Origin of the sequence: Agrobacterium sp. ST15.16.055 (assembly GCF_027956555.1) — a bacterium.
GTDB classification, from domain to species: Bacteria; Pseudomonadota; Alphaproteobacteria; order Rhizobiales; family Rhizobiaceae; genus Agrobacterium; species Agrobacterium salinitolerans.
The window spans coordinates 363,112-385,255 of the sequence record NZ_JAQKGN010000001.1; the positions used below are offsets into that span (position 1 = coordinate 363,112).

The 22,144-nt window shown below is 59.6% G+C and carries 24 protein-coding genes; 16 read left to right on the forward strand and 8 right to left on the reverse strand.

The annotated features are described in order from the left end of the window. Positions 1 to 270 precede the first annotated feature (270 nt). The 9 genes from PL599_RS01740 (at position 271) to queE (ending at position 8,517) form a co-directional block, all read left to right on the forward strand. Entirely contained in the window at positions 271 to 1,503 is a 1,233-nt protein-coding gene (locus tag PL599_RS01740) for an ABC transporter substrate-binding protein (RefSeq protein ID WP_137411609.1), read from the forward strand. Positions 1,504 to 1,645: 142 nt separating this feature from the next. Beyond that, entirely contained in the window at positions 1,646 to 2,548 is a 903-nt protein-coding gene (locus PL599_RS01745) for a carbohydrate ABC transporter permease (protein ID WP_077985009.1), read from the forward strand. Next, positions 2,541 to 3,482, forward strand: a complete 942-nt coding sequence (locus PL599_RS01750) for a carbohydrate ABC transporter permease (RefSeq protein ID WP_137411610.1) — start codon at positions 2,541 to 2,543, stop codon at positions 3,480 to 3,482. Before PL599_RS01745 ends, PL599_RS01750 begins: the two co-directional genes overlap by 8 nt. Positions 3,483 to 3,487: 5 nt before the next feature. Continuing rightward, positions 3,488 to 4,576, forward strand: a complete 1,089-nt coding sequence (locus PL599_RS01755) for an ABC transporter ATP-binding protein (RefSeq protein WP_077985297.1) — start codon at positions 3,488 to 3,490, stop codon at positions 4,574 to 4,576. A 56-nt stretch (positions 4,577 to 4,632) separates the two neighbouring features. After that, positions 4,633 to 5,397: a sugar phosphate isomerase/epimerase family protein gene (locus tag PL599_RS01760; RefSeq protein WP_142911929.1), complete on the forward strand. Its 765-nt coding sequence runs from the start codon at positions 4,633 to 4,635 to the stop codon at positions 5,395 to 5,397. A 24-nt stretch (positions 5,398 to 5,421) separates the two neighbouring features. Next, complete coding sequence (locus tag PL599_RS01765; protein ID WP_077985007.1) at positions 5,422 to 6,555, forward strand: Gfo/Idh/MocA family protein; 1,134 nt, start codon at positions 5,422 to 5,424, stop codon at positions 6,553 to 6,555. Positions 6,556 to 6,698: 143 nt separating this feature from the next. Then, positions 6,699 to 7,409 (forward strand): 7-cyano-7-deazaguanine synthase QueC, encoded by a 711-nt coding sequence (queC, locus tag PL599_RS01770; protein ID WP_269823567.1) that lies wholly within the window; start codon positions 6,699 to 6,701, stop codon positions 7,407 to 7,409. Next, positions 7,409 to 7,765: a 6-carboxytetrahydropterin synthase QueD gene (gene queD, locus PL599_RS01775; protein WP_077985005.1), complete on the forward strand. Its 357-nt coding sequence runs from the start codon at positions 7,409 to 7,411 to the stop codon at positions 7,763 to 7,765. The genes queC and queD overlap by 1 nt, the downstream gene beginning before the upstream one ends. Further along, positions 7,762 to 8,517 carry a 7-carboxy-7-deazaguanine synthase QueE gene (gene queE / locus PL599_RS01780; protein ID WP_269823568.1) on the forward strand — a complete coding sequence of 252 codons (756 nt, stop codon included), beginning with the start codon at positions 7,762 to 7,764 and terminating at the stop codon, positions 8,515 to 8,517. Before queD ends, queE begins: the two co-directional genes overlap by 4 nt. Before the next feature lie 103 nt (positions 8,518 to 8,620). Here queE and PL599_RS01785 read toward each other — a convergent pair whose 3' ends face one another. The 6 genes from PL599_RS01785 to PL599_RS01810 form a co-directional block, all read right to left on the reverse strand. Then, a complete protein-coding gene (locus PL599_RS01785; RefSeq protein WP_269823569.1) occupies positions 8,621 to 9,670 on the reverse strand; it encodes a Gfo/Idh/MocA family protein in 1,050 nt (349 codons plus the stop codon). Between the two features lie 5 nt (positions 9,671 to 9,675). Continuing rightward, on the reverse strand, positions 9,676 to 10,461 hold the full coding sequence (locus PL599_RS01790) for a ThuA domain-containing protein (RefSeq protein WP_271358780.1): 786 nt from the start codon (positions 10,459 to 10,461) through the stop codon (positions 9,676 to 9,678). Positions 10,462 to 10,518: 57 nt separating this feature from the next. Next, positions 10,519 to 11,547 (reverse strand): ABC transporter ATP-binding protein, encoded by a 1,029-nt coding sequence (locus PL599_RS01795; RefSeq protein WP_269823570.1) that lies wholly within the window; start codon positions 11,545 to 11,547, stop codon positions 10,519 to 10,521. Between the two features lie 10 nt (positions 11,548 to 11,557). Next, entirely contained in the window at positions 11,558 to 12,391 is an 834-nt protein-coding gene (locus PL599_RS01800; RefSeq protein ID WP_003510927.1) for a carbohydrate ABC transporter permease, read from the reverse strand. Continuing rightward, a complete protein-coding gene (locus tag PL599_RS01805) occupies positions 12,388 to 13,362 on the reverse strand; it encodes a carbohydrate ABC transporter permease (RefSeq protein WP_269823571.1) in 975 nt (324 codons plus the stop codon). The genes PL599_RS01800 and PL599_RS01805 overlap by 4 nt, the downstream gene beginning before the upstream one ends. Before the next feature lie 64 nt (positions 13,363 to 13,426). After that, the gene (locus PL599_RS01810; RefSeq protein ID WP_269823572.1) at positions 13,427 to 14,692 is read right to left on the reverse strand and encodes an ABC transporter substrate-binding protein; all 1,266 of its coding nucleotides are present in this window, start codon (positions 14,690 to 14,692) and stop codon (positions 13,427 to 13,429) included. Positions 14,693 to 14,960: 268 nt separating this feature from the next. On the opposite strand from PL599_RS01810, the gene PL599_RS01815 reads away from it, so the two are divergent. The 3 genes from PL599_RS01815 to PL599_RS01825 all read left to right on the forward strand — a co-directional run bounded on the left by PL599_RS01815 (position 14,961) and on the right by PL599_RS01825 (position 16,769). Next, complete coding sequence (locus tag PL599_RS01815) at positions 14,961 to 15,974, forward strand: substrate-binding domain-containing protein (protein WP_271358781.1); 1,014 nt, start codon at positions 14,961 to 14,963, stop codon at positions 15,972 to 15,974. Between the two features lie 174 nt (positions 15,975 to 16,148). Continuing rightward, positions 16,149 to 16,346, forward strand: coding sequence for a hypothetical protein (locus PL599_RS01820; protein WP_077984997.1), 198 nt, complete (start codon positions 16,149 to 16,151; stop codon positions 16,344 to 16,346). A 126-nt stretch (positions 16,347 to 16,472) separates the two neighbouring features. Further along, entirely contained in the window at positions 16,473 to 16,769 is a 297-nt protein-coding gene (locus PL599_RS01825; RefSeq protein WP_271358782.1) for a hypothetical protein, read from the forward strand. Here PL599_RS01825 and PL599_RS01830 read toward each other — a convergent pair. Continuing rightward, the gene (locus PL599_RS01830) at positions 16,747 to 17,319 is read right to left on the reverse strand and encodes a DNA-3-methyladenine glycosylase (RefSeq protein WP_142911922.1); all 573 of its coding nucleotides are present in this window, start codon (positions 17,317 to 17,319) and stop codon (positions 16,747 to 16,749) included. The genes PL599_RS01825 and PL599_RS01830 overlap by 23 nt on opposite strands. 97 nt (positions 17,320 to 17,416) lie before the next feature. On the opposite strand from PL599_RS01830, the gene PL599_RS01835 reads away from it, so the two are divergent. The 4 genes from PL599_RS01835 to PL599_RS01850 all read left to right on the forward strand — a co-directional run bounded on the left by PL599_RS01835 (position 17,417) and on the right by PL599_RS01850 (position 20,619). Next, a complete protein-coding gene (locus tag PL599_RS01835; RefSeq protein ID WP_165691336.1) occupies positions 17,417 to 17,800 on the forward strand; it encodes a hypothetical protein in 384 nt (127 codons plus the stop codon). Next, positions 17,797 to 18,582, forward strand: a complete 786-nt coding sequence (locus PL599_RS01840; RefSeq protein WP_173990757.1) for an SDR family oxidoreductase — start codon at positions 17,797 to 17,799, stop codon at positions 18,580 to 18,582. Before PL599_RS01835 ends, PL599_RS01840 begins: the two co-directional genes overlap by 4 nt. Before the next feature lie 176 nt (positions 18,583 to 18,758). After that, positions 18,759 to 19,814 carry a L,D-transpeptidase family protein gene (locus PL599_RS01845; protein ID WP_165691335.1) on the forward strand — a complete coding sequence of 352 codons (1,056 nt, stop codon included), beginning with the start codon at positions 18,759 to 18,761 and terminating at the stop codon, positions 19,812 to 19,814. A 19-nt stretch (positions 19,815 to 19,833) separates the two neighbouring features. Continuing rightward, positions 19,834 to 20,619, forward strand: coding sequence for a L,D-transpeptidase (locus PL599_RS01850; RefSeq protein ID WP_137411622.1), 786 nt, complete (start codon positions 19,834 to 19,836; stop codon positions 20,617 to 20,619). 56 nt (positions 20,620 to 20,675) lie between these two features. On the opposite strand, the gene PL599_RS01855 is transcribed toward PL599_RS01850, so the two are convergent. Next, positions 20,676 to 22,010, reverse strand: coding sequence for an aspartate aminotransferase family protein (locus tag PL599_RS01855; protein ID WP_269823574.1), 1,335 nt, complete (start codon positions 22,008 to 22,010; stop codon positions 20,676 to 20,678). Between the last annotated feature and the right edge of the window lie 134 nt (positions 22,011 to 22,144).

Genomic DNA, 22,144 nt, shown 5'->3' on the forward strand with positions numbered 1-22,144 from the left:
AGGCGGAAGGCGTTCCGGCTCGTTTGTATGTTTAAAGGGTGAGCCCCCTTATTCAAATACGGATGCGGCAGCCGCGTCCCTTGAAGAAATTGTAGGAATGGAAGGGGCAGGCCGGCAGGACCTGGCATGCCGCCGGTCGTCGATTTGCGAGGTTTCCAGTCGCAAGGCATGTCCGAAATTGCCACATCGAGATTCGTATTTTAGGCGGTTGCCTAATCAAAAATCTTCGCATACGTTCCAACTGTAACGTTTCAGTGAGGGAGGAGACTCATGCGAATGCGTGTTATTTCTGCGGCCTTTTTGGCCAGCGTCATGATTCCGGCGGGTATCGCCGGGGCCACCGATCTTGAGGTGACCCATTGGTGGACATCGGGCGGCGAAGCCGCCGCGGTCGCCGAATTGGCCAAGGCTTTCGACGCCACCGGTAACAAATGGGTTGACGGCGCGATTGCCGGTTCGGGCGGCACGGCCCGGCCGATCATGATCAGCCGCATCACCGGCGGTGACCCGATGGGTGCGACCCAGTTCAACCACGGCCGGCAGGCGGAAGAGCTTGTTCAAGCAGGCCTGATGCGCGACCTGTCCGATGTTGCTGCAAAGGGCAACTGGAAAGACGTCATCAAGCCCGCGAGCCTGCTTGACAGCTGCACCATCGACGGCAAGATTTATTGCGCGCCGGTCAACATCCACTCCTGGCAATGGCTGTGGCTTTCCAATGAAGCCTTCAAGAAGGCGGGCGTCGAAGTTCCGAAAAACTGGACGGAGTTTGTCGCCGCCGCACCGGCGCTGAAAAAGGCCGGTATCCAGCCGCTCGCGCTCGGTGGGCAGGCCTGGCAGGCCAACGGCCTGTTCGACACGCTGACGCTTTCGCTCGGCGGCAAGGACCTTTATCAGAAAGTCTATGGCGACAAGGATGCCGAGACTGCAGCCGGGCCTGAGATGGCGAAGATTTTCGCGGCTGCCGTCGAGGCGCGCGACATGGCCAAGGGCACCAATGTTCAGGACTGGAACCAGGCCACCAACATGGTTATCACCGGCAAGGCCGGCGGCCAGATCATGGGGGACTGGGCGCAGGGTGAATTCCAGCTTGCCAACCAGAAAGCCGGCACGGACTATTCCTGCCTTCCCGGACTTGGTCTTAGTGAATACCTCACCACGGGTGGCGACGCCTTCTATTTCCCTGTTTTGAAGGACGAGGCGAAAACCAAGGCGCAGGACGTTCTTGCCGCAACCATCGTCGATCCGAAAACGCAGGTTGCCTTTAACCTGAAGAAAGGCTCGCTGCCGATCCGCGGTGACGTCGACCTCAATGCAGCCAATGACTGCATGAAAAAGGGTCTGGCAATTCTGGCCAAGGGCAATGCGCTGACCAGCACCGACCAGCTGATTTCTGCCGATACGCAGAAACAGAAGGAAGACCTGATGGCGGAGTTCTTCGCGGGCTCGATGTCGGCGGAAGACGGGCAGAAGCGCTTCGCAGACATTATCGGTTCGGCGGACTGATTGTGATCTCTCCGGGTGGGAAAGCGCTTCGACGCTTTCCCTTCCAGCGTCCTGCCTGTGCAAAATCACCAGCACGGGCGGGGGTTTCATGCGGCGAGGCTTTTGCCTGACCGCTAACTGTAACGTTACAGGAGGAGGTAACATGGCAGGTCAAGCGCGCTCAGGGCGCCCCAACCAGCTTTTCCGCAATCTCAATTCCAAGATTGCCTCCATTCCGATGATCCTGACCGCGATGGTGATTTTCCTCGGCGGCACGATCTGGACAGTGGTTTATTCCTTCACCAATTCCAAGCTTCTGCCGCGGGCAAGCTTTATCGGCTTCGATCAATATGAGCGTTTGTGGGCAGCACCACGCTGGATCGTCTCCATCCAGAACCTGGCGATCTACGGTATTCTGTCGCTGATTTTCAGCCTCGTTATCGGCTTTGTGCTGGCGGCGCTGATGGATCAGAAGATCCGCTTTGAAAACACCTTCCGCACGATCTTCCTTTATCCCTTCGCCCTGTCCTTCATCGTCACCGGCCTCGTCTGGCAATGGCTGCTGAACCCGGAATTCGGCATCCAGTCCGTGGTCCGCTCGATGGGCTGGGAAAGCTTTACTTTCGATCCGCTCTATAATTCCCAGATCGTCATCTACGGCATTCTGATTGCCGCGCTCTGGCAGGGCACGGGGCTCGTCATGTGCCTGATGCTCGCCGGTCTTCGCGGCATTGACGAGGATATCTGGAAGGCGGCGCGCGTCGACGGCATTCCGATGTGGAAGACTTATATTCTCATCATCATTCCCATGATGCGGCCGGTCTTCATCACCACGCTGGTCATCATCGCCAGCGGCATCGTCAAGGTCTACGATCTGGTCGTGGCGCAGACGAGCGGCGGGCCGGGCATCGCGTCCGAAGTGCCGGCGAAATATGTCTATGACTACATGTTTCAGGCGCAGAATCTGGGGCAGGGCTTTGCCGCCTCCACAATGATGCTCCTGACGGTCGCGATCATCGTCATTCCATGGGCCTACCTCGAATTCGGAGGCAAGAAGCGTGGCTAATATCAGCACATTGAACACGGTTGTCGCCGCCAGCGATGCGGTTGCCCCGGACCTTTCCGGCCCTCGCGGCAGGAAACCGAGGAAAACCTTCTCACGCCGCAACATCATTCTTTACGGCACGCTGTTTGTGGCTGCCGCCTATTACCTGCTGCCGCTATACGTGATGGTCGTGACCTCGCTGAAAGGCATGCCGGAAATCCGGCTCGGCAACATCTTCGCGCCGCCGGTGGAAATCACTTTCGAACCCTGGGTGAAAGCCTGGGCGAATGCCTGCACCGGGCTTAACTGCGACGGGCTTTCGCGTGGGTTCTGGAACTCCGTGCGCATTCTCGTACCATCGGTGGTCATTTCCATCATCGTCGCTTCCGTCAGCGGCTACGCTATGGCGAATTGGAAGTTCAAGGGATCAGAGCTGTTCTTCTCGATCCTTATCATCGGCGCTTTCATCCCCTATCAGGTAATGATCTATCCGATCGTCATCGTGCTGCGGGAAATGGGTGTCTATGGCACGCTGACCGGTCTCGTCATCGTGCACACCATCTTCGGCATGCCGATCCTGACGTTGCTGTTTCGCAACTATTTCGCTTCGCTGCCGGAGGAATTGTTCAAGGCAGCGCGCATCGACGGCGCGAACTTCTGGCAAATCTATTTCCGCATCATGCTGCCCATGTCGCTGCCGATCTTCGTCGTGGCGATGATCCTGCAGGTGACCGGCATCTGGAACGATTTCCTGTTCGGTGTCGTCTTCACCCGGCCGGAATATTACCCGATGACGGTGCAGCTCAATAACATCGTCAACTCCGTGCAGGGCGTGAAGGAATACAACGTCAACATGGCCGCCACGCTTCTGACCGGGGCCGTGCCGCTGATCGTTTATTTCGTCTCCGGCAGGCTTTTCGTCCGCGGCATTGCCGCCGGCGCAGTAAAAGGTTGAGCTATATGAACAAAAGCGTTTCCATCCGCGATCTTTCACTGTCCTTCGGCGCCGTTGCCGTGCTGAAAGATCTCAATCTCGATATTTATGACGGCGAATTCCTCGTGCTGCTCGGCTCGTCCGGCTGCGGCAAGTCGACCCTTCTCAACTGCATTGCCGGGCTTCTGGAACCGACCGACGGACAGATATACATCAAGGACCGCAACGTCACCTGGGAAGAGCCGAAGGATCGCGGCATTGGCATGGTGTTCCAGTCCTACGCGCTTTATCCGCAGATGACGGTGGAAAAGAACCTGTCCTTCGGCCTTCAGGTCGCCAAGGTGCCGAAGGAGGAGATCGACCGCCGCGTCAAAAGGGCGGCGGGCATTTTGCAGATCGAGCCTTTGCTGAAGCGCAAGCCCGCCGAGCTTTCCGGCGGCCAGCGCCAGCGCGTGGCGATCGGTCGGGCGCTGGTGCGCGATGTGGATGTGTTCCTGTTCGACGAGCCGCTCTCGAACCTCGACGCCAAGCTGCGCTCGGAACTGCGTGTCGAAATCAAGCGGCTGCACCAGTCGCTGAAGAACACCATGATCTATGTGACGCACGACCAGATCGAGGCGCTGACGCTGGCGGATCGCATCGCCATCATGAAGAGCGGCGTCATCCAGCAGTTGGCGGACCCCGTCACCATCTACAACAAACCGCGGAACCTCTTCGTCGCCGGTTTCATCGGTTCCCCCTCGATGAATTTTCTGCGCGGCGAGTTGATCGAAAAGGACGGCAAGGTGGTCTTCACCACCAACGGCGTCACCTTCGCGCTGGACGGTTATCATGCGGAAACGCCGCTGGCCGGCGGCCGCGCCGTCGTTCTCGGGGTGCGCCCGGAACATGTGCGGGTCGATGCCGATATCGTCGGTGGCGAAGTGCATGAGGCAATCGTCGATATCGAGGAGCCGATGGGGGCCGACAATCTGATCTGGCTGAAACATGCCGGGCACACCATGTCGGTCCGCGTCGGCGGCCACAGGCGGTTCTCTCCGGGCACGAAGGTGCGCCTCGGCCTCGACATGACGATGGCCTCACTGTTCGACGCGCAAAGCGAGGAGCGGCTCTAGAACGCCTCCGATTTCCCCCACACAATCCCAAGACCCAGATCTCTATGGAGGAGACAATGACAGAACTCGGTTTTCAGCTTTACAGCGCCCGCAATTTCCAGCCTTTTTCCGATATTCTGAAAAAGCTTTCGGCTGCGGGTTATAAACATGTCGAGGGTTATGGCGCGATGTATGCTTCGCTGGATGAACCAGGCCTAAAAGGCCTGCGCGCCGAACTCGAAGCCAACGGCCTTTCGATGCCGACCGGTCATTTCGGCCTCGATCTTCTCGAGGGTGACCCGAAAAAGGCGCTCAATATTGCCACGGTTCTGGGTGTAGAGGCAATCTATTGCCCTTATCTGATGCCTGATCAGCGCCCGACAGACGCCGCTGGCTGGTTTGCCTTCGGCAAGCGTCTGCAGGAGGCCGGAAAGCCCTTCGTGGATGCCGGTCTGACTTTCGGCTGGCATAACCATGACTTTGAATTCAAGCAGCTCGCCGACGGCTCCACCCCGCAGGAGCAGATTTTTGCCGGCGGCCCGGACCTGAAATGGGAGGCGGATATCGCCTGGATTATCAGAGGCAATGCCGATCCGCTCGCCTGGATCGAAAGCTACGGCAAGCGCATCTCCGCCGTGCATGTCAAGGATATCGCGCCGGCTGGCGAGAATGCGGATGAGGACGGCTGGGCCGATGTCGGCCATGGCACGGTGGACTGGAAAGGCCTCGTCGCGGCGCTGAAGGCGAAATCCGCCACGAAACATTTCGTGGTCGAGCACGACAATCCGAAGGATATCGACCGGCTGATCACCCGCTCGATCGCGTCCTTCAAAACCTACTAAGTTTCAATTTTCGGAGTTTAAATCATGGCCAGAGATCTTGGCGTCGGCATCATCGGATGCGGCAATATCTCGTCTGCTTATTTTTCGCTGGCACCGCTCTTCAAGGGCATCAAGGTGCTGGCCTGCGCTGATCTCAACCGCAATGCGGCGGAGCTGAGGGCGGAAGAATTCGGTGTTGTCGCGCAGTCCATCGAGGAACTGCTCGCCAATCCCGAAATCGATGTGGTGGTGAACCTCACCATCCCCGCCGCACATTTCCCGGTGTCGAAAGCAGCCCTTGAGGCGGGAAAACACGTCTATTCGGAAAAGCCGCTGGTGCTTTCGCTGGAAGAGGGTGAGGAGCTGCGGCGCATTGCCCGCGAGAAAAATCTCTCCGTCGGCTGCGCCCCGGATACTTTCCTCGGCGGTGCGCATCAGCTTGCCCGACAATATATCGATGACGGCAAGGTCGGCCGCATCACGTCCGGAACCTGCCACGTTATGAGCCCCGGCATGGAGATGTGGCACCCCAATCCGGGCTTCTTCTTCCTGAAGGGCGGCGGGCCGATCCTCGATCTCGGTCCCTATTACGTTGCCAACCTCATCAACCTCATCGGCCCGATAAAGCGCGTCGGCGCGTTGACAAGCATGGCCAATCCGACCCGTACGGTGACCAGCCAGCCGCTGAACGGCGAGGTCATTCCCGTCGAAACGCCGACCAATATCCACGCGCTGCTGGAATTTGTGAACGGTGCGACGATCACACTTTCCGCCAGCTGGGATGTCTGGTCACACCGCCACGCCAATATGGAACTCTACGGCACGGAAGGCTCGATCTATGTGCCGGACCCCAATTTCTTCGGCGGGGTTGTCGAAGCCAGCGGCCGAGACAAGAATATCCAGCCGCTGGAAGACTGGGCGCATCCTTTCGGCATTTCCAACCAGGAAAGTCCCCACGGCCCGCGCGCCAATTACCGCACGGCCGGCCTTGCCGATATGGCGATTGCCATTCTGGAGGGCCGTGATGCACGTTGCTCGCTGGATCGCTCCCTGCACGGTATCGACGTGATGACCTCGATCCTGAAGTCCGGTGAGGAAGGCCGCTTCATCGAGATGACAACGACCTGCACACAGCCGGCAGCCCTCGGCATCGAGGAGGCGCAGGCGCTGCTGCGCTAATGCGTTTATGATCCGGAAAGCGGCGAAGGCGACTTCGCCGCTTTCCTGTTTTAGCGGCAGCCCTTCACAATCCCTTCGCTTTGCTTTAAAGCCGCGCCGTATCCGGTCGCAGCCCACCCGGTCAAAACAAGGGATCCTAAATTATGAAAACTATCGTCATCTGCTCCGGCGGATTGGACTCCGTTTCGCTCGCGCATAAAATCGCCGCGGAACATGAGCTTCTCGCTCTCGTCTCCTTCGATTATGGCCAGCGCCACAGGAAGGAACTGGATTTTGCCGCCGATTGCGCCAGACGGCTCGGCGTGCCGCATCATATTATCGATATCAGAACCATCGGCACGCATCTCACCGGTTCCGCACTGACCGACGATGTGGAGGTGCCTGATGGCCACTATGCGGAGGAGACCATGCGCTCCACCGTGGTGCCCAACCGCAATGCCATCATGCTCACCATTGCTTTTGGGCTGGCTGCCGCGCAGCAGGCGGATGCGGTGGCGATTGCCGTGCACGGCGGCGATCATTTCATCTACCCCGACTGCCGGCCGGGCTTCATCGACAGCTTCAACGCCATGCAGGTGCACGCGCTTGAAGGCTATGCCGATGTGAAACTCTTCGCGCCCTACGTCACCGTTTCCAAGGCGGCCATCGTGACCGATGGTGCAAAATATGGAACGCCCTTCGGTGAAACATGGTCCTGTTACAAGGGCGGCTTGCGCCACTGCGGCCGCTGTGGCACCTGCGTGGAACGGCGCGAGGCCTTTCATCTGGCAGGCGTCACCGATCCGACAGACTATGAGGACCCGGACTTCTGGGTGGCGGCCACCCACGCCTTTGCGGCGCAGGAGGTGCGCTGATGTTCCGCATCACCAAGGAATTTCACTTTTCCGCCTCTCACCAGTTGAAAAGCCTGCCGTCGGATCACCAGTGCAATCGCCTGCATGGGCATAATTACATTGTCGAGATCGAGCTGGCAGGCGAAGCGCTGAACGAGCACGGTTTCGTGCGCGATTATCATGAGCTTGCGCCGCTGAAGCACTACATCGACGACAAGTTCGACCATCGCCACCTGAATGACGTTCTCGGCCATGACCGGGTGACGGCGGAATGCCTGGCGAAGCATTTTTATGACTGGTGCAAAGAGCGTCTGCCGGAAACCAGCGCCGTGCGCGTCAGCGAAACCGCCAAGACCTGGGCGGAATACCGGCCATGACGATGGCTGCACACAAGATTGCAGCGAAGGACACAACGATCCGCATCAGCGAAATCTTCGGGCCCACCATTCAGGGCGAAGGTCTGCTGATCGGTCTGCCGACCGTCTTCGTGCGTACCGGCGGCTGCGATTATCGCTGTTCCTGGTGCGACACGCTGCACGCGGTCGATAGCGATTATCGCGAAACGTGGAAACCCATGTCGGTCGACGCAATATGGCAGGAGGTGCGGCGACTGTCCGGCGGCGTGCCGCTGACGGTCTCGCTGTCTGGCGGCAATCCGGCCATCCAGCCGCTCGAATCTTTGATATCGAAGGGGCAGCGCGAGGGGTATCGCTTTGCGCTGGAAACGCAGGGCAGTATCGCCAAAGACTGGTTTGCCGATCTCGACCATCTGGTGCTGAGCCCCAAGCCGCCATCGAGCGAAATGGAAACCGACTGGCAAGCCTTCGAAGGCTGTCTTGCCGCCGCCGGTGACGGACCGCAGGTGGCGCTGAAGATCGTGGTGTTCGACGATGCGGACTATGCCTATGCCAAGGCGGCATCCGCACGTTTCCCGCATCTGCCTGTCTATCTCCAGCCCGGAAACCACACCCCGCCACCGCCGGATGACGACGATGCGCGTGTCGATATCGATGGGGTGATGGACCGGATGTTGTGGCTGGTGGACAAGGTCAGCGTGGATCGCTGGTTTTCCGCCCGCGTGCTGCCGCAGCTGCATGTGCTGTTGTGGGGGAATAAGCGAGGCGTTTGAGGTATTACCTCCGTCATGCCGGGCTAGATTCGGGGTGACGGGAGATAACAGTTACACGCTGCAGTATTGGAGGCGGCGGCTTACGCCGCCGCTCTCCTGCAACTCAAGCCGAAACGGTCAGCTCGCGCCTTTCCCGATCCGCAATGATCGACAGATCGAGCACCTTCTGCAGATTGGCGGCGTGGCGGAAGTCCGGGTCGGCGACGCCACCTTCCATCACCGCCTTGGCGAATTTTTCGTAATTCGTCGGCACCGGGTCGACATCGATCGTCTTCCAGATCGCCTTTTCCACATCGTCACCGATGCAGGCGCGCAGGCTGGAGTAGTCGGGCGTGTGGATGACTTCGAGTGCGCCCTTGTCGCCGTGGATGCGCAAACGAAGTTCGTTGAGATGGCCCGTTGCCCATCGGCTGGCATGGATGACGCCCATGGCGCCGTTTTCAAGCTCGGCGGTCATGGTGAAGCTGTCATTGGCGTCGAGATCGTAGGCGCCGATCTTGTTGCCTTCATATTTGTCGAAGGTCTTCAGCCGCGTGAAGATGCGTTCCACATCGCTGCCCGCGCCATAAGAGGCGAAGTCGAGAATGTGAATGCCGACATCACCCAGAACACCGTTCGAGCCGTGCTTGGTGGAAAGCCGCCACAGCCACTTGCTCTCCGTCATCCAGTCGCCCCAGGCCTTGGAAACGAGCCAGCTCTGGAGATAGGAGGCTTCCAGATGCCGCACCTTGCCGATTTCGCCGGCCAACACCATTTCACGCGCCGCCTGCAAGGGTGCGACGTTGCGATAGGTGAGGTTGACCATGGCGACGAGGCCAGCCTTCTCGGCGGCATCGGCCATTTCGGCGGCCTTGGCGTAGTTTTCCGCCAGCGGCTTTTCGCAGAAGACATGCTTGCCGGCCGCAAGCAGCTTCAGGCTGGTCGGGTGGTGGATTGCGTCCGGCGTGACATTGGCTGCCGCATCGAATTCACCCCAGGCGATGGCGTCGTCCAACGAGGTGAAGGAAAGCGGGATGTTGTGGCGGAGCGCAAAGCCGCGCACCACCACGTCATCCACATCCACCGCCGCGACCAGTTCGACGCCGGGAATTTGTGAGAAATAGGTGGCATGATTGTTGGCCATGCCGCCGGTTCCGAGAATGAGAAGTCTCATGGTGTTTACCTGTAACCTGCTTCGCCTGCCTTGTGCAGCTTGGGACCGCGTTCTTCGATGGGCTCCAGCGCCTTGTCGATGGGGACATTAGGGGCGTCGTGAATGCTCTTCAGTGCGCCAATCGGATTATAGGCCCATTTCACCGAATTGCTGATGACCTTCTGGACATTGGCATCGTGATAGGTCGGATAGGTTTCGTGCCCGGGGCGGAAATAGAAGATGTTGCCGGCGCCGCGACGCCAGGTGAGGCCGGATCTGAAGACTTCGCCGCCCTGGAACCAGGAGATGAACACGGTTTCCAGCGGCTCCGGCACGGAGAACTGTTCGCCATACATTTCTTCGTTTTCGAGCTCGAAATGTTCCGGCAGGCCGGCGGCAATCGGGTGGCGCGGATTGATCGTCCACAGGCGCTCGCGTTCGCCTGCCTCACGCCATTTCAGCGCGCATGGCGTGCCCAGCAAACGCTTGAACGGCTTGGAGAAGTGGCCGGAATGCAGGACGATCAGGCCCATGCCTTCCCAGACGCGCTTGGCGACACGCTCGACGATTTCATCCTGAACCGCGCCATGGTCCTTGTGGCCCCACCAGACGAGAACGTCGGTCTTGTCGAGGCGCTCCTGCGAAAGCCCGTGTTCCGGCTCCTGCAGCGTAGCTGTCGTGGCATTGATCTCAGGGTTCTGGTTCAGCGCGTCGGCGATGGTGTTGTGCATGCCGTTTGGATAGATCGAACGCACCGTCTCGTTGATGTGTTCGTGGATATTTTCGCCCCATACAACGGTGTTGATGGTCATTGTCATGCTCCTCGGTGAAAGCCGGGACTTCGGGTGAGCCCGGCGAAAGTTGAATGTTCAGGCGGCACCCCTGGCAGGGTTGCGGGTAAGCGCCCGGCCCTCGGCGTCGAAACGGTGGATTTGAGCCTCATCCGGCCGCACGGCGATGCGTTCGCCCGCCGTGCGGCCGGTCACGCCCTCTTCACGAACGACGACGGGTTCATCCGCGCCAATCTCGACATAGATATAGCTGTCCGATCCCAGCATTTCCGAATGCACGATCTCGCCGCTCCAGCCGTCGCCGTTGGGGGCGATGGTGATGTGTTCGGGGCGGATGCCGATGGTTTTTGCGCCTTCGGCTTCGGCATATTTGCCGGTGAGGAAGTTCATCTTCGGCGAGCCGATGAAGCCTGCGACGAAGGTGTTGACAGGGCTTTCATAAAGCTCCAGCGGCGTGCCGATCTGCTCGACGCGGCCGTCACGCAACACGCAGATTCGGTCGGCGAGCGTCATAGCCTCCACCTGATCGTGGGTAACATAGATCATTGTCGTGTCATGCATTTCGCGATGCAGCTTGGCGATTTCCAGACGGGTGGCGACGCGCAGCGCCGCATCGAGGTTGGAGAGCGGTTCGTCGAACAGGAACACCTTCGGATCTCGCACGATGGCGCGGCCGATGGCGACACGCTGGCGCTGGCCGCCGGAAAGCTGCTTCGGCAGACGTTCCAGATAGGGTGTGAGCTGCAGCATCTCGGCCGCCGCTTCCACGCGTTTCCTGCGCTGTTCCTTGTTCGCACCTGACAATTTCATGCCGAAGGCCATGTTCTCGAACACGGTCATATGCGGATAAAGCGCATAGGACTGGAAGACCATGGCGACGCCGCGTTTGGCGGGCGGCAGGCGGTTCACCGCCTCGCCGTCGAAGGACAGGGTGCCGCTCGAAATCTCTTCCAGCCCACAGATCAGGCGCAGAAGCGTGGACTTGCCGCAGCCGGAAGGGCCGACAAAGACCATGAATTCGCCGGAGCGGATATCCATGTCGATGCCCTTGATGACATCGAAGGCGCCGAAGGATTTGCGAAGATCGCGCAGTTGAATGGTGGTCATTTATTTTCTCCTAGCCTTTGACGCCGCCGGCGGTGAGGCCGGAGATGATGCGTCGCTGGAAGATCAGAACGAGGACGACGAGGGGTGCTGTGACGATGACGGAGGCCGCCATGATCGTTCCCCAGGGGATTTCGAACTGCGAGCCACCCGACAGGAGCGCGATGGCGACAGGGACCGTGCGCTGTTCGTTCGATGAGGTGAAGGTGAGCGCGAAGAGGAACTCGTTCCACGCCGCAATGAAGGCGAGAAGCCCTGTGGTGACAAGCGCCGGCCACATCAGCGGCATGAAGACCTGGGTAATGATGACCCATGGTGTTGCGCCATCGACGATTGCCGCTTCCTCGATTTCGATCGGCAGGTCTCGCATGAATGTCGTCAGCACCCATACCGTGAAGGGCAGGGTGAAGATCATGTAGGAAAAGATCAGCGCGAGCGGCGTGTTGAAGATGCCCGCCCAGCGGATCAGTTCGAACAGGCCGGCAAGAACGGCGATCTGCGGGAACATCGAAACCGAGAGGATGGTGAGCAGAAGCAGCGAGCGGCCCCGGAAACGGACACGTGCAAGCGCATAGGACGCCGTTACCGCAAGGAACAGCGACAGTACGACGACTGAAGACGCAACGAACAGCGAATTGCCGAGATTGCGTAGGAACGTGCCGTTGCCGATGACGAAGTTGTAATTGGTCAACGAGAATTCACGCGGCCAGTAGTTGACCTGAAACAGCGCCGAGCCGGATTTCAGGCTCGTCAGGATCGCGTAGTAAAACGGGAATACCGAAATCACCATGATGACGGCGACCAGCGCATAAAACGCGGTGGTTTTCAGGATGCTTGGCAGGGTCATCGCGCGGCTCCATCGGTGTTGACGCGCCCCAGCCACATATAGATGACGGTGATCGAGGCGATGATGAGGAACAGCATGGTGGAGGCTGCAGCACCGTAGGAGAACTTGTCGAAATCGAACAGGTTCTCGCGCGCCAGCACCGACATAGTGCGGGTCTGGGCATTATTCGGCGTCAGAATGTAGATGAGGTCGAAGACGCGCATCGCATCCAGCATGCGGAAGATGACAGCGACCATGAGCGCGGGCCTGATCATCGGCAGCGTGACGCGGAAGAACACTTTGACGGGGTGGATGCCGTCCACTTTGGCCGCCTCATACATGTCCTTCGGCACCATCTGCAAGCCGGCGAGGATGAGCAGCGCCATGAACGGCGTCGTCTTCCAGATATCGACGATCAGCACGGCGACCATTGCGGTATCCGGATTGGCTGTCCACGCGATCTTCTGGGAGATCAGCCCAAGATTGAGGAACAGGTCGTTCAGGATACCGAATTGGTCGTTCAGCATCCACGCCCACATCTGCGCCGAGACGATGGTCGGAATGGCCCATGGCACGAGGATGGCGGCGCGCACAAAGCCGCGTCCTTTGAACTCCGCGTTCAGAACCAGAGCGACGACGAGGCCTAGCACGGTTTCGAAGCTGACAGAGAGGATGGTGAATTTGAGTGTGTTGAGAACCGCGCCCCACCATGCGGGATCGGCAAGAAGGCCGCGATAGATGGTGCGGCCGCTGCTGAGCGTGATCCAGGTGAGATAGTTCTTGAGGCCGACGAATTGCGCACCCTCTAGATTGGTCAGCGAAGCGTCGGTGAGGCTGAACCACACGGTGCGCACCAGCGGCCAGCCGGCCACCAGCGCCAGCACCAGAAATGTGGGGGCAAGGAACAGCCAGGCGGATTTCAGGCGTTCCGATTGCAGGTCGGAGCTGGTGCCGGATGCCGCGACCGGTTTTTGAAGGGCGATGTCGTTCATGGGGATATCTCGCGGTTGGGGCGCGGAAGGCGATCAGGCGAGACCGCCGCCCGCGCGGGCCGGATTACCAGCCGTTGCCTTTGAGATCGGTCAGTTCAACCTCGAGAAGTTCGAGATTCTCAGCCGCCGTGCCGTTGCCGGAGAGCGTGTTGTGCACGGCGCCCCAGAACTTGGCGGAAACTTCGTTATATTTCACCTTCGCCGCGGCGGAGGGACGCGGAACGGCGGTCTGGAAGATTGGTTTCCATGTCGGCATGAAGGGCTGCGCGTCGGCGACATCCTTGTCATCGTAAAGGGATGCGATCGTCGGCATGTTGGAGAGCTGGATCGCGCGCATCGTCTGGGTATCCTTCGACGCCAGGAATTTCACCAGCTGAATGGCCGCTTCCTGATCGTCGGAATATTTCGAAACGGCGAGGTTCCAGCCGCCGAGTGTTGAGGCAGGGGCCTCGCCTTCCGCACCGGCGGGCAGCGGGGTGACGCCAAACTTGCCCTTGATGGCGCTGTCGTCGCCATTGCCCAGTGCATAGGCATAGGGCCAGTTGCGCATGAAGACGGAATTGCCGGTCTGCCAGACGCCGCGCGCTTCTTCTTCCTTGTAAGCAAGCACGCCCTGCGGCGCGATGGTGCCGACCCAGCCCTTGGCGGTTTCGATGGCGGCCGCGGCTTTTTCATTGTTCACGGAGATATCGCCGTTGGTCTCGACGATATGGCCGCCACCGGCAGAGGCGATCCATTCCAGCGCGTTGCAGGTCAGGCCTTCATAGGCGCTGCCCTGGAAAACGAAGCCCCAGAGGTCCTTCTGGCCAGCCTCGCGCTCCTTGTCCTGGATTTCCTTGGCGGTCTCGCTCAGTTCCTTCCAGGTTTTCGGCGGTTGTTTGCCGTATTTTTCCAGAAGGTCCTTGCGATAGAAAAGCGCTGGCGCGTCGGTGAACATCGGCATGGCGACGAGCTTGCCGTCTACCGTCTGCGAAGCGACGATGGAGGGGAAATGATCGCCGATGACATCTTTCGTCGCTGCGGTCAGATCCACGAACTGGTCGGCCAGCTGCGGCGCCCAGATCACGTCCGTCTGGTAGACGTCGACATCCTTGTTGCCGGCGGCAAGCCACAGCCGGTACTGGCTGAACTGTTCGCTGGACGATGACGGCATGGTGACGAGATTGACCTTGTGACCGGTTTCTTTTTCGAAGGCGGCTATCCGCTCCTTGAAAAATGCGATGTTTTTGCCGGTCGAGTTGGCGGCGATCGAAAGTTCGGCCGCCTGAGCCGAAACGGCGCCGCAAAATACGGTTCCGCACAGGAACAAAGTCTTCAGGGAAATATTCATTGTCAAACTCCTCCGTTGACGCTTCCGATTATCCTCAAAATTGAAAGCGCTTTTGACTGATGCGAGGCTCTCAAAAGCCGAGCGATCTGTCAATACTCTTTCTATTTTCCCGGAAATCGGCTGATTTCGTCTGTAATTTTCGGCGTTTGCCTTTGGGAATGATCAACTGTAAGGTTTCAGGTGAAGGAAAATTGAAATCGTTTTCAATTTTTGTCGGCTTGAAAAATCCGCGGCGGCAACGCATGCAGGGGCAAATTGGCAAAAAATTATGAAGCTTAAGGAATTCGCAGAGAAAGTCGGGCTTTCGCCCACCACCGTCAGCCGGGCGCTGGGCGGCTACCCCGAGGTGCGCGAGGAAACGCGCCAGCGGGTGATGGAGGCTGCGCTGAAATATGGCTACCGGCCGAATGCCAACGCCGTGAGGCTTGCAACGGGCAGGGCCGGCGCCATCGGCGTTGTCATGGGTCGTTCAGGCGGCGGGCATTTCTTTTCGGAATTCATGGGCGGCATGGCGACACGGCTGGAAAATGAGGAGACCGACATCCTCGTCAGTGTCACGGTCGACAATAATATTGACGAGGAACTGGCGATTTTCAGCCGGCTTGCGGCGAGCGGCCGGGTGGATGGCATCATCGTGCATTCGCCGCGCCCGGAGGATGAGCGCATTGCGCTGCTCAACCGGCTGGGTGTGCCCTTTATCGTGCACGGCCGCTCAAAGACGGCTTTCGAACACGCCTGGCTCGATATCGACAATCACGATGTGACCTATCGTCCGACAATCCATTTTCTGGAGCGCGGACACAGGCGTATCGCCCTTATCAATGGTCCGGTTGGCCGCACTTTCGTGCAGGACCGCGAGCAGGGTTTTCGGAAGGCGCTGGCGACCCACGGCATTACGCCCGATCCGCGGTTCATGATGAGTGAGCATTTCAGCGAGGAGGCGGCCTTCCGTTTCGCCCGCTCGCTTCTGGAGCAGACGCCGCGCCCGACGGCCTTCGTGGCAGGCGCGATGATGACGGCGCAGGGTGTCTATCGCGCGGCCACGCAGATGGGGCTGACGATCGGCAAGGATGTCTCCGTCATCGCCCATGACGACGTTTTTCCTTACCTCAAGCCGGAAAGCATGATGCCGCCGCTTTCCACCACTCGCTCGCCCATGCGCATGGCGGGGATGCGGGTGACGGACCTGCTTTTGCAGATCATCGGCGGTCGCCCCGTCAGCGAGGTTCAGGAATTGTGGCCGGTCGAACTGATCTTGCGGGAGTCGGTCAGTCCGGCCTGAGCCTGGTGCCATAGCTCACTGATTCCACTCCATTTTGTGAACGTCGTTTGATGACGTTCGCCTTTCGTCATCTATACGTCCGCGTCGTCTCATGTATAATCGGAACAGTCACGGGCGTTATGGAACAGGACCCGGGCCGGCGCGTTGAGGGGACGTGTCGAAGGAGGTGGACGGATGTTTGAATTTCTAAAGCTGCAACAGCAGACTGTGATCGATGACGTCGAGGCGACCGGCACCTATGCCGATGCGTTGCTCAATGTTCCAAGCCGGGAATTGACCCGCTCGACCGCTCGCGAACATGGTCACGAGGCCCATTCCCGCGACTATTGTGAAAATCGCGACGTTTCCCGCAGCGCGCTGGGTTTCGCCTGAGCCGGCGCAAAAAACGTCATTAAAACGGAACGGACAGGCCGTCTCCGCGTTTTCCCTGTAAGACCCGCGGGGCGGCGCAACCTGACCGAAGGGACCTGACCGGCATTTGACCGATGGGCGAATTGGGTGTTTCGCCGCCTGACTTATTTAAGCGCGAAGGCGCTGTCCCGTGCTATAAAACTGCTGCTTGTGTCCACGGTGGCAAAGCTTGGTTATCAGGAGGCCGCCATGCCAGCCGTTCCCGTCGAACCCTATCCCGAACCGCCGATGCCTGTGCCGCCGCAGCCGGATATACCGCCGGTAGAAGAACCGGAACCTGACCGGGCGCCGGACGAGGCGCCGATTCCCAACCCCGACGAAAATGACGAGCCGCCGAGGGTGCTCTCGCCTTTCACGCCTTTCAATTCTCGAATTTCTTGCTGACGAAAGCCGAGCCTTTTAGCCCGAAGCGCCACGGATATTCCGTCGCGCGGCTGATGCCGATTCGTCTGCCGCTGGTAACGGCGCTGGCTTCTTTCGGCAACTGCAGGAAAAAAGGCGCTGCGTCCAACGGCGCGCCGTCCATCTCCCCAGTAATAGCCAGCGCCTGACAGAGTCTACCCGGACCAGAACAGAGAAGTTTCGGCTTGTCAGTTCCCCTTCGCAGTTTCATTATGTCTATGCCGGTCATGGGTTCGATGGCGCGCAGAAGTACGGCGGAACCGGGGGCGCAGACAAAGTTGGCGCACCAGTGAATACCATAGGAGCGGTAGACATAAAGACGGCCGGCCGGGCCGAACATAGCGCTGTTGCGCGGCGTCTGCCCGTTGAAGCTGTGGGATGCCGGGTCGTCCGGATGATAGGCCTCTGTCTCCACGATGATGCCGCCGGTATCGCCAATGCGGAACTCCGCGCCGATGAGGGCGCGGGCGACATCCACCGCATCGCGCAGGAAGAAAGGCTCCTGCATTTCCGGGCCAAAGGCCTGATTCATCTGGAACCCTTCCGCTCTGCCATCGTTGTGAATTCAGGATTTAACCGTTTTCCAGCATCGGATTCGTATCGGTGCTTCCCCAGCCGGAGGGCATGTCATGCAACTTTCCACGACCTATGTAAAACGCAATAACGGGGTTATCTCCATCGAGTTCGTCGGCAGCGACGGCGATCAGGTCTCGGTCCGCCTCGCCGACGGTCTTGAAGGGATCGACGATGCCGAGGCCATCAAGCGGGCGAGCGCTGTGATGGTGCAACTGACCGCCTTCGGAACGCGCCATGGTGCGGATGCGCCTTCGCAATTTTCCGCTCTAGGTACGGCGCAGGATGAAGCTCCGCACGGACAGGCGAGCGCTCGCACATCGAAGGATCGCGACATTCTGGAGGAGGAGTTGGAAGAGGGACTGGAAGACAGTTTCCCGGCGAGTGATCCCGTCTCGGCAACGGTCACCTCCATTGCTTCGCGAAAAGGAGGGCAGTGACATTGGTTGTTCGCAAAGTTGCACTGGTGACCGGCGCTGGCTCCGGCATCGGGCGCGCCGCCGCCCTTCATCTGTCGGCGCAGGGCTTCTCGGTCGGTCTGTTGGGCCGCACCGAATCGGAATTGAACAATGTCGCGCGTGAAATAGGAGCCGAATCCGGTTCTTCGAAAGTGCTCATGGCCGATGTGGCGGATGAGGCGGCCATGCGTCACGCGGTCGCAGCGCTGGTTGAGGATTTCGGCCGGCTTGATGTCGTGGTGGCCAATGCTGGCGTCAATGGTGTCTGGGCGCCCATCGATGAGCTGAAACCGTCCGAATGGGACGATACGATCCGCATCAACCTGCGCGGCACCTATCTCACCGTCCATGCCAGCGTGCCACATCTGAAAGCGGCCGGCGGCGGATCCATCGTTATCATTTCGTCGATCAATGGCACCCGAACCTTCACATCGCCCGGTGCTACGGCCTATTCCGTGACGAAGGCCGGGCAACTCGCCATGGCGCAGCAACTGGCGCTGGAGCTGGGGCGCCACCGTATTCGCGTCAATGCGGTGTGTCCGGGCGAAATCGAAACGGCAATCGATGAGAATACCGATATACGCGGGCGAGAAAAAACGGAGGTTCCAGTTCGTTTCCCGGCTGGGGATATTCCGGTAACCGGCGGCGTGGCCGGAACGAGCGACGACGTCGCCGCGTTGATCGGTTTCCTGGCGTCGGATGCGTCCCGCCACATTACCGGCACGCCGGTTTGGATCGATGGCGGCCAAGGGCTGCTCCGATAATCTGCAGCCTTTAAGCTCAACGCCAGCGGCATCACAGGCTTGTGTCTTTATGATTAACGAATGGGTAACGTCTGTTCACGAGACTTTGTCCATGGGCGAGGTTGCCGTGTTGTGGCCACCTTCGATAGTTAAGCGTCTGCCGGAAAGGCGGGCAAATCAGGCGGGCAGAACGATACATGGGCATGCAGGCAATGCTGGATTTCGCGGTTGCGGGGTTGCGGCAAAAGGTAAGGGCAGGGGCAAGAATGGCTGCGATCGTTGCGATCGGCGGCGGCCTTGCCGCGTGCACTTCCATGGGGCTCGATAGCGTCAAGAAAGACCCGCCGAAACTGTCGTCCAAGATGATGGCGCAGATGTCGGCCAAGAGCATGCGCCCGGAAAGTCCTGTCCTCGTTCGCATTTTCAAGCAGGAAAGCGAGCTTGAGGTCTGGAAGATCGACAAGACCGGAAATTACGCTCTGCTCAAGGCTTATCCCATGTGCCGCTGGTCCGGAAAACTCGGCCCCAAGATGAAGTCGGGCGACCGGCAGGCGCCGGAAGGTTTTTATCATGTTTCGGCCGGCATGTTGAACCCGAACTCACAATATTATGTCTCCTTCAATCTCGGTTATCCTAACCGGCTGGAATCGGCGCTCGGTTACACCGGTGAGGCGCTGATGGTGCATGGCGCCTGCTCGTCTTCCGGCTGCTACGCCATGACGGATGCCCAGGTGGGTGAGATTTATGCCATCGTCGCGCGTGCGCTCCAGGGCGGACAGGACCGCTTTCAGGTGCAGGCCTATCCCTTCCGTATGACCGCAAGGAACATGGCGGCGCATCGGGACGACCCCAACATGCCGTTCTGGAAGACGCTGAAGGAAGGCTACGATTATTTCGAGGTAACGCGCAGGCAGCCCAAGGTTTCCGTCTGCGGCCGCCGTTATGTTTTCAACAGTGAATTCGCCGAAGGCGAACCTGCGGATCCGTTGGCGGCCTGCCCTCCGGCGATCAACCAGCAGGATCCGCTGGTGGCGTCGAAACTGGCCGAAGAGCAACAAAAGCTTGCCGCTGCCATGAGCGACGGAACTTCCGCCCCGCTCAGCGCGTATGTAGACGGCGGCATGCATCCAAGCTTCCGAGCCATTTTGAAATCCAGCGGCGCCAAGGCCATGGCGTCGCGGGTTTCCGGCACGAAGTATCCTATAAGCCGCCCCGAGGCGGCGCTGGCAGATCCCTTTGCCGGCGTGAGATGACGTAAATGAGGTTTTTCAATTGAACAAGACGATGACGACCCGGCGGGGTTTCCTGCTTGGAGCAGGTGGTGTGGCGCTTGCCGGCCTTGCGGGCTGCAACACGACGACGCGTGAGGCAGCGAGGCCTGCGCCGCCCGCTGACGACCCGATGTACGCCATGATGTATGGCCCCAAGCCGGACGAACAGTTCCCGCTGCCCGAGATTCCCTATAAGCGGATTCCGCGTCAGTTCCTGCGGCAAATGGTGGCAAACCCGACGGGTGAGCGCCCCGGCGTCATCGTGGTCGATACGGCCAATCATTTCCTCTATCTCACCTATGAGAACAATCAGGCCATGCGTTACGGCGTCGGTCTTGGCCGCGCGGGCTTTGAATGGTCCGGCCGCGGCGTCATTCAGTACAAGCGGCAATGGCCGCGCTGGACGCCACCCGATGAGATGATAGCGCGCCAGCCGGAGCTGGAACCCTATAGCAGCCGCAACGGCGGCATGGAGCCGGGCCTCAAGAACCCTCTCGGCGCGCGTGCGCTCTATATCTTCAAGGATGGCAAAGACACGATCTACCGCCTGCACGGTTCGCCGGAATGGTGGACCATCGGCAAGTCGGTATCCTCAGGCTGCGTGCGCCTGCTGAACCAGGATATCATCGATCTTTATAACCGCGTACCCGACGGGACACCGATCGTGGTGACGGCGCTCGGCCCCGCACAACAGGGCGTGCCGATTAGCCAGGACGGTGTGCCCGTGGCGCAATATGGTAACGGCGTGATCGGCGACGGCCTGTCGCAACCGACACAGACCTATTGACAAGGCACAAAAAGGGCCGCGCTTCGAAGCGCGGCCCTTTTTTGTTTGCATGTTTCTTACTGCGCGCGCTTCAGCGCATCGCCGAGGATGGAGACGATATCGTCGAAATGGGATTTTTCGGCGATCAGCGGCGGTGAAAGGGCGATGATGTCGCCGGTGACGCGAATGAGCAGGCCGCGCTCGAAGCAATCCACGAAGACGTCATAGGTGCGTGCGCCGGCAGCACCGTCGCGCGATTGCAACTCGATGCCGGCGATGAAGCCGATGGTGCGGATGTCGATGACATTGGGCAAGCCTTTCAGGGAATGGATGGCGTCGTGCCAGACATCCTGCAATTCGGCCGCGCGTGTGAAGAGACCCTCGTCGCGGTAGATGTCGAGCGTCGCTATGCCGGCGGCGCAGGCGACGGGGTGGCCGGAATAGGTATAGCCGTGGAAGAGCTCGATCTGGTTTTCCGGCCCATGCATCAGCGCATCATGCACCTTGCGGCTGGTGAAGACCGCACCCATGGGGATCGCGCCATTGGTCAGACCCTTGGCAGCGGTGACGATATCTGGGGTAACACCGAAATAGTTGCTGGCGAAAGTGGAGCCCATGCGGCCGAAACCGGTGATGACCTCATCGAAAATCAGCAGGATGCCGTGCTTGTCGCAGATGGCGCGGAGACGCTCCAGATAACCCTTCGGCGGCACCAGCACGCCGGTGGAGCCGGCGACCGGTTCGACGATGCAGGCGGCGATGGTTTCCGCGCCATGCAGGGCGACCAGCCGTTCCAGATCGTCCGCAAGCTCGGCCCCATGCTCGGGCTGGCCCTTGACGAAGCTGTTCTTGGCCGGATCATGCGTGTGGCGCAGATGATCTGCAGGGATTTGCGGGAAAACGCGGCGGTTGTTGACTAAGCCGCCCACGGAGATGCCGCCGAAGCCGACGCCATGATAGCCGCGTTCACGGCCAATCAGGCGGCTGCGCGTGCCCTGACCGATGGCGCGCTGATAGGCGATGGCGATCTTCAGCGCCGTATCGACCGATTCAGAACCCGAGCCGGTGTAGAACACGCGGTCGAGCTTTGCGCCTTCCGGGCCGGGGGCGATTTCAGCCAGCCGTTCGGCGAATTCGAAGGCGACGGGATGGCCCATCTGGAAGGAGGGCGCATAATCCATGGTCGAAAGCTGGTGCTTTACGGCCGACGCGATCTGCTGGCGGCCGTGGCCGGCATTGACGCACCAAAGGCCAGCCGTGCCGTCGAGAACCTGGCGGCCGTCATTGCTGGTGTAATACATGCCTTCGGCGCTCGTCAGCAGGCGGGGATTGGCCTTGAACTGCCGGTTGGCGGTAAACGGCATCCAGTAGCTGTCAAGCGAGGTGGAATTGGATCGGTTCGGATTGTCCATGGTGATCTCCTGTTCGTTGCCGGTGATTGAAAGCTATTTTCTCGACTGAACAAGCCCTTTTCTTTCCGTGGCCAAGCTATTGAAAATGTTATAGGTGTGGAGCCATATTTTCGATATTTCGAACAAGGGCAACG

Coding starts and splice junctions, on each gene's coding strand:
- PL599_RS01740 (WP_137411609.1), top strand. CDS start 271: ATGCGAATGCGTGTTATTTCTGCGGCCTTTTTGGCCAGCGTCATGATT.
- PL599_RS01745 (WP_077985009.1), top strand. CDS start 1,646: ATGGCAGGTCAAGCGCGCTCAGGGCGCCCCAACCAGCTTTTCCGCAAT.
- PL599_RS01755 (WP_077985297.1), top strand. CDS start 3,488: ATGAACAAAAGCGTTTCCATCCGCGATCTTTCACTGTCCTTCGGCGCC.
- PL599_RS01760 (WP_142911929.1), top strand. CDS start 4,633: ATGACAGAACTCGGTTTTCAGCTTTACAGCGCCCGCAATTTCCAGCCT.
- PL599_RS01765 (WP_077985007.1), top strand. CDS start 5,422: ATGGCCAGAGATCTTGGCGTCGGCATCATCGGATGCGGCAATATCTCG.
- queC (WP_269823567.1), top strand. CDS start 6,699: ATGAAAACTATCGTCATCTGCTCCGGCGGATTGGACTCCGTTTCGCTC.
- queD (WP_077985005.1), top strand. CDS start 7,409: ATGTTCCGCATCACCAAGGAATTTCACTTTTCCGCCTCTCACCAGTTG.
- queE (WP_269823568.1), top strand. CDS start 7,762: ATGACGATGGCTGCACACAAGATTGCAGCGAAGGACACAACGATCCGC.
- PL599_RS01785 (WP_269823569.1), bottom strand. CDS start 9,670: ATGAGACTTCTCATTCTCGGAACCGGCGGCATGGCCAACAATCATGCC.
- PL599_RS01790 (WP_271358780.1), bottom strand. CDS start 10,461: ATGACCATCAACACCGTTGTATGGGGCGAAAATATCCACGAACACATC.
- PL599_RS01795 (WP_269823570.1), bottom strand. CDS start 11,547: ATGACCACCATTCAACTGCGCGATCTTCGCAAATCCTTCGGCGCCTTC.
- PL599_RS01800 (WP_003510927.1), bottom strand. CDS start 12,391: ATGACCCTGCCAAGCATCCTGAAAACCACCGCGTTTTATGCGCTGGTC.
- PL599_RS01805 (WP_269823571.1), bottom strand. CDS start 13,362: ATGAACGACATCGCCCTTCAAAAACCGGTCGCGGCATCCGGCACCAGC.
- PL599_RS01810 (WP_269823572.1), bottom strand. CDS start 14,692: ATGAATATTTCCCTGAAGACTTTGTTCCTGTGCGGAACCGTATTTTGC.
- PL599_RS01815 (WP_271358781.1), top strand. CDS start 14,961: ATGAAGCTTAAGGAATTCGCAGAGAAAGTCGGGCTTTCGCCCACCACC.
- PL599_RS01820 (WP_077984997.1), top strand. CDS start 16,149: ATGTTTGAATTTCTAAAGCTGCAACAGCAGACTGTGATCGATGACGTC.
- PL599_RS01830 (WP_142911922.1), bottom strand. CDS start 17,319: ATGAATCAGGCCTTTGGCCCGGAAATGCAGGAGCCTTTCTTCCTGCGC.
- PL599_RS01835 (WP_165691336.1), top strand. CDS start 17,417: ATGCAACTTTCCACGACCTATGTAAAACGCAATAACGGGGTTATCTCC.
- PL599_RS01845 (WP_165691335.1), top strand. CDS start 18,759: ATGGGCATGCAGGCAATGCTGGATTTCGCGGTTGCGGGGTTGCGGCAA.
- PL599_RS01855 (WP_269823574.1), bottom strand. CDS start 22,010: ATGGACAATCCGAACCGATCCAATTCCACCTCGCTTGACAGCTACTGG.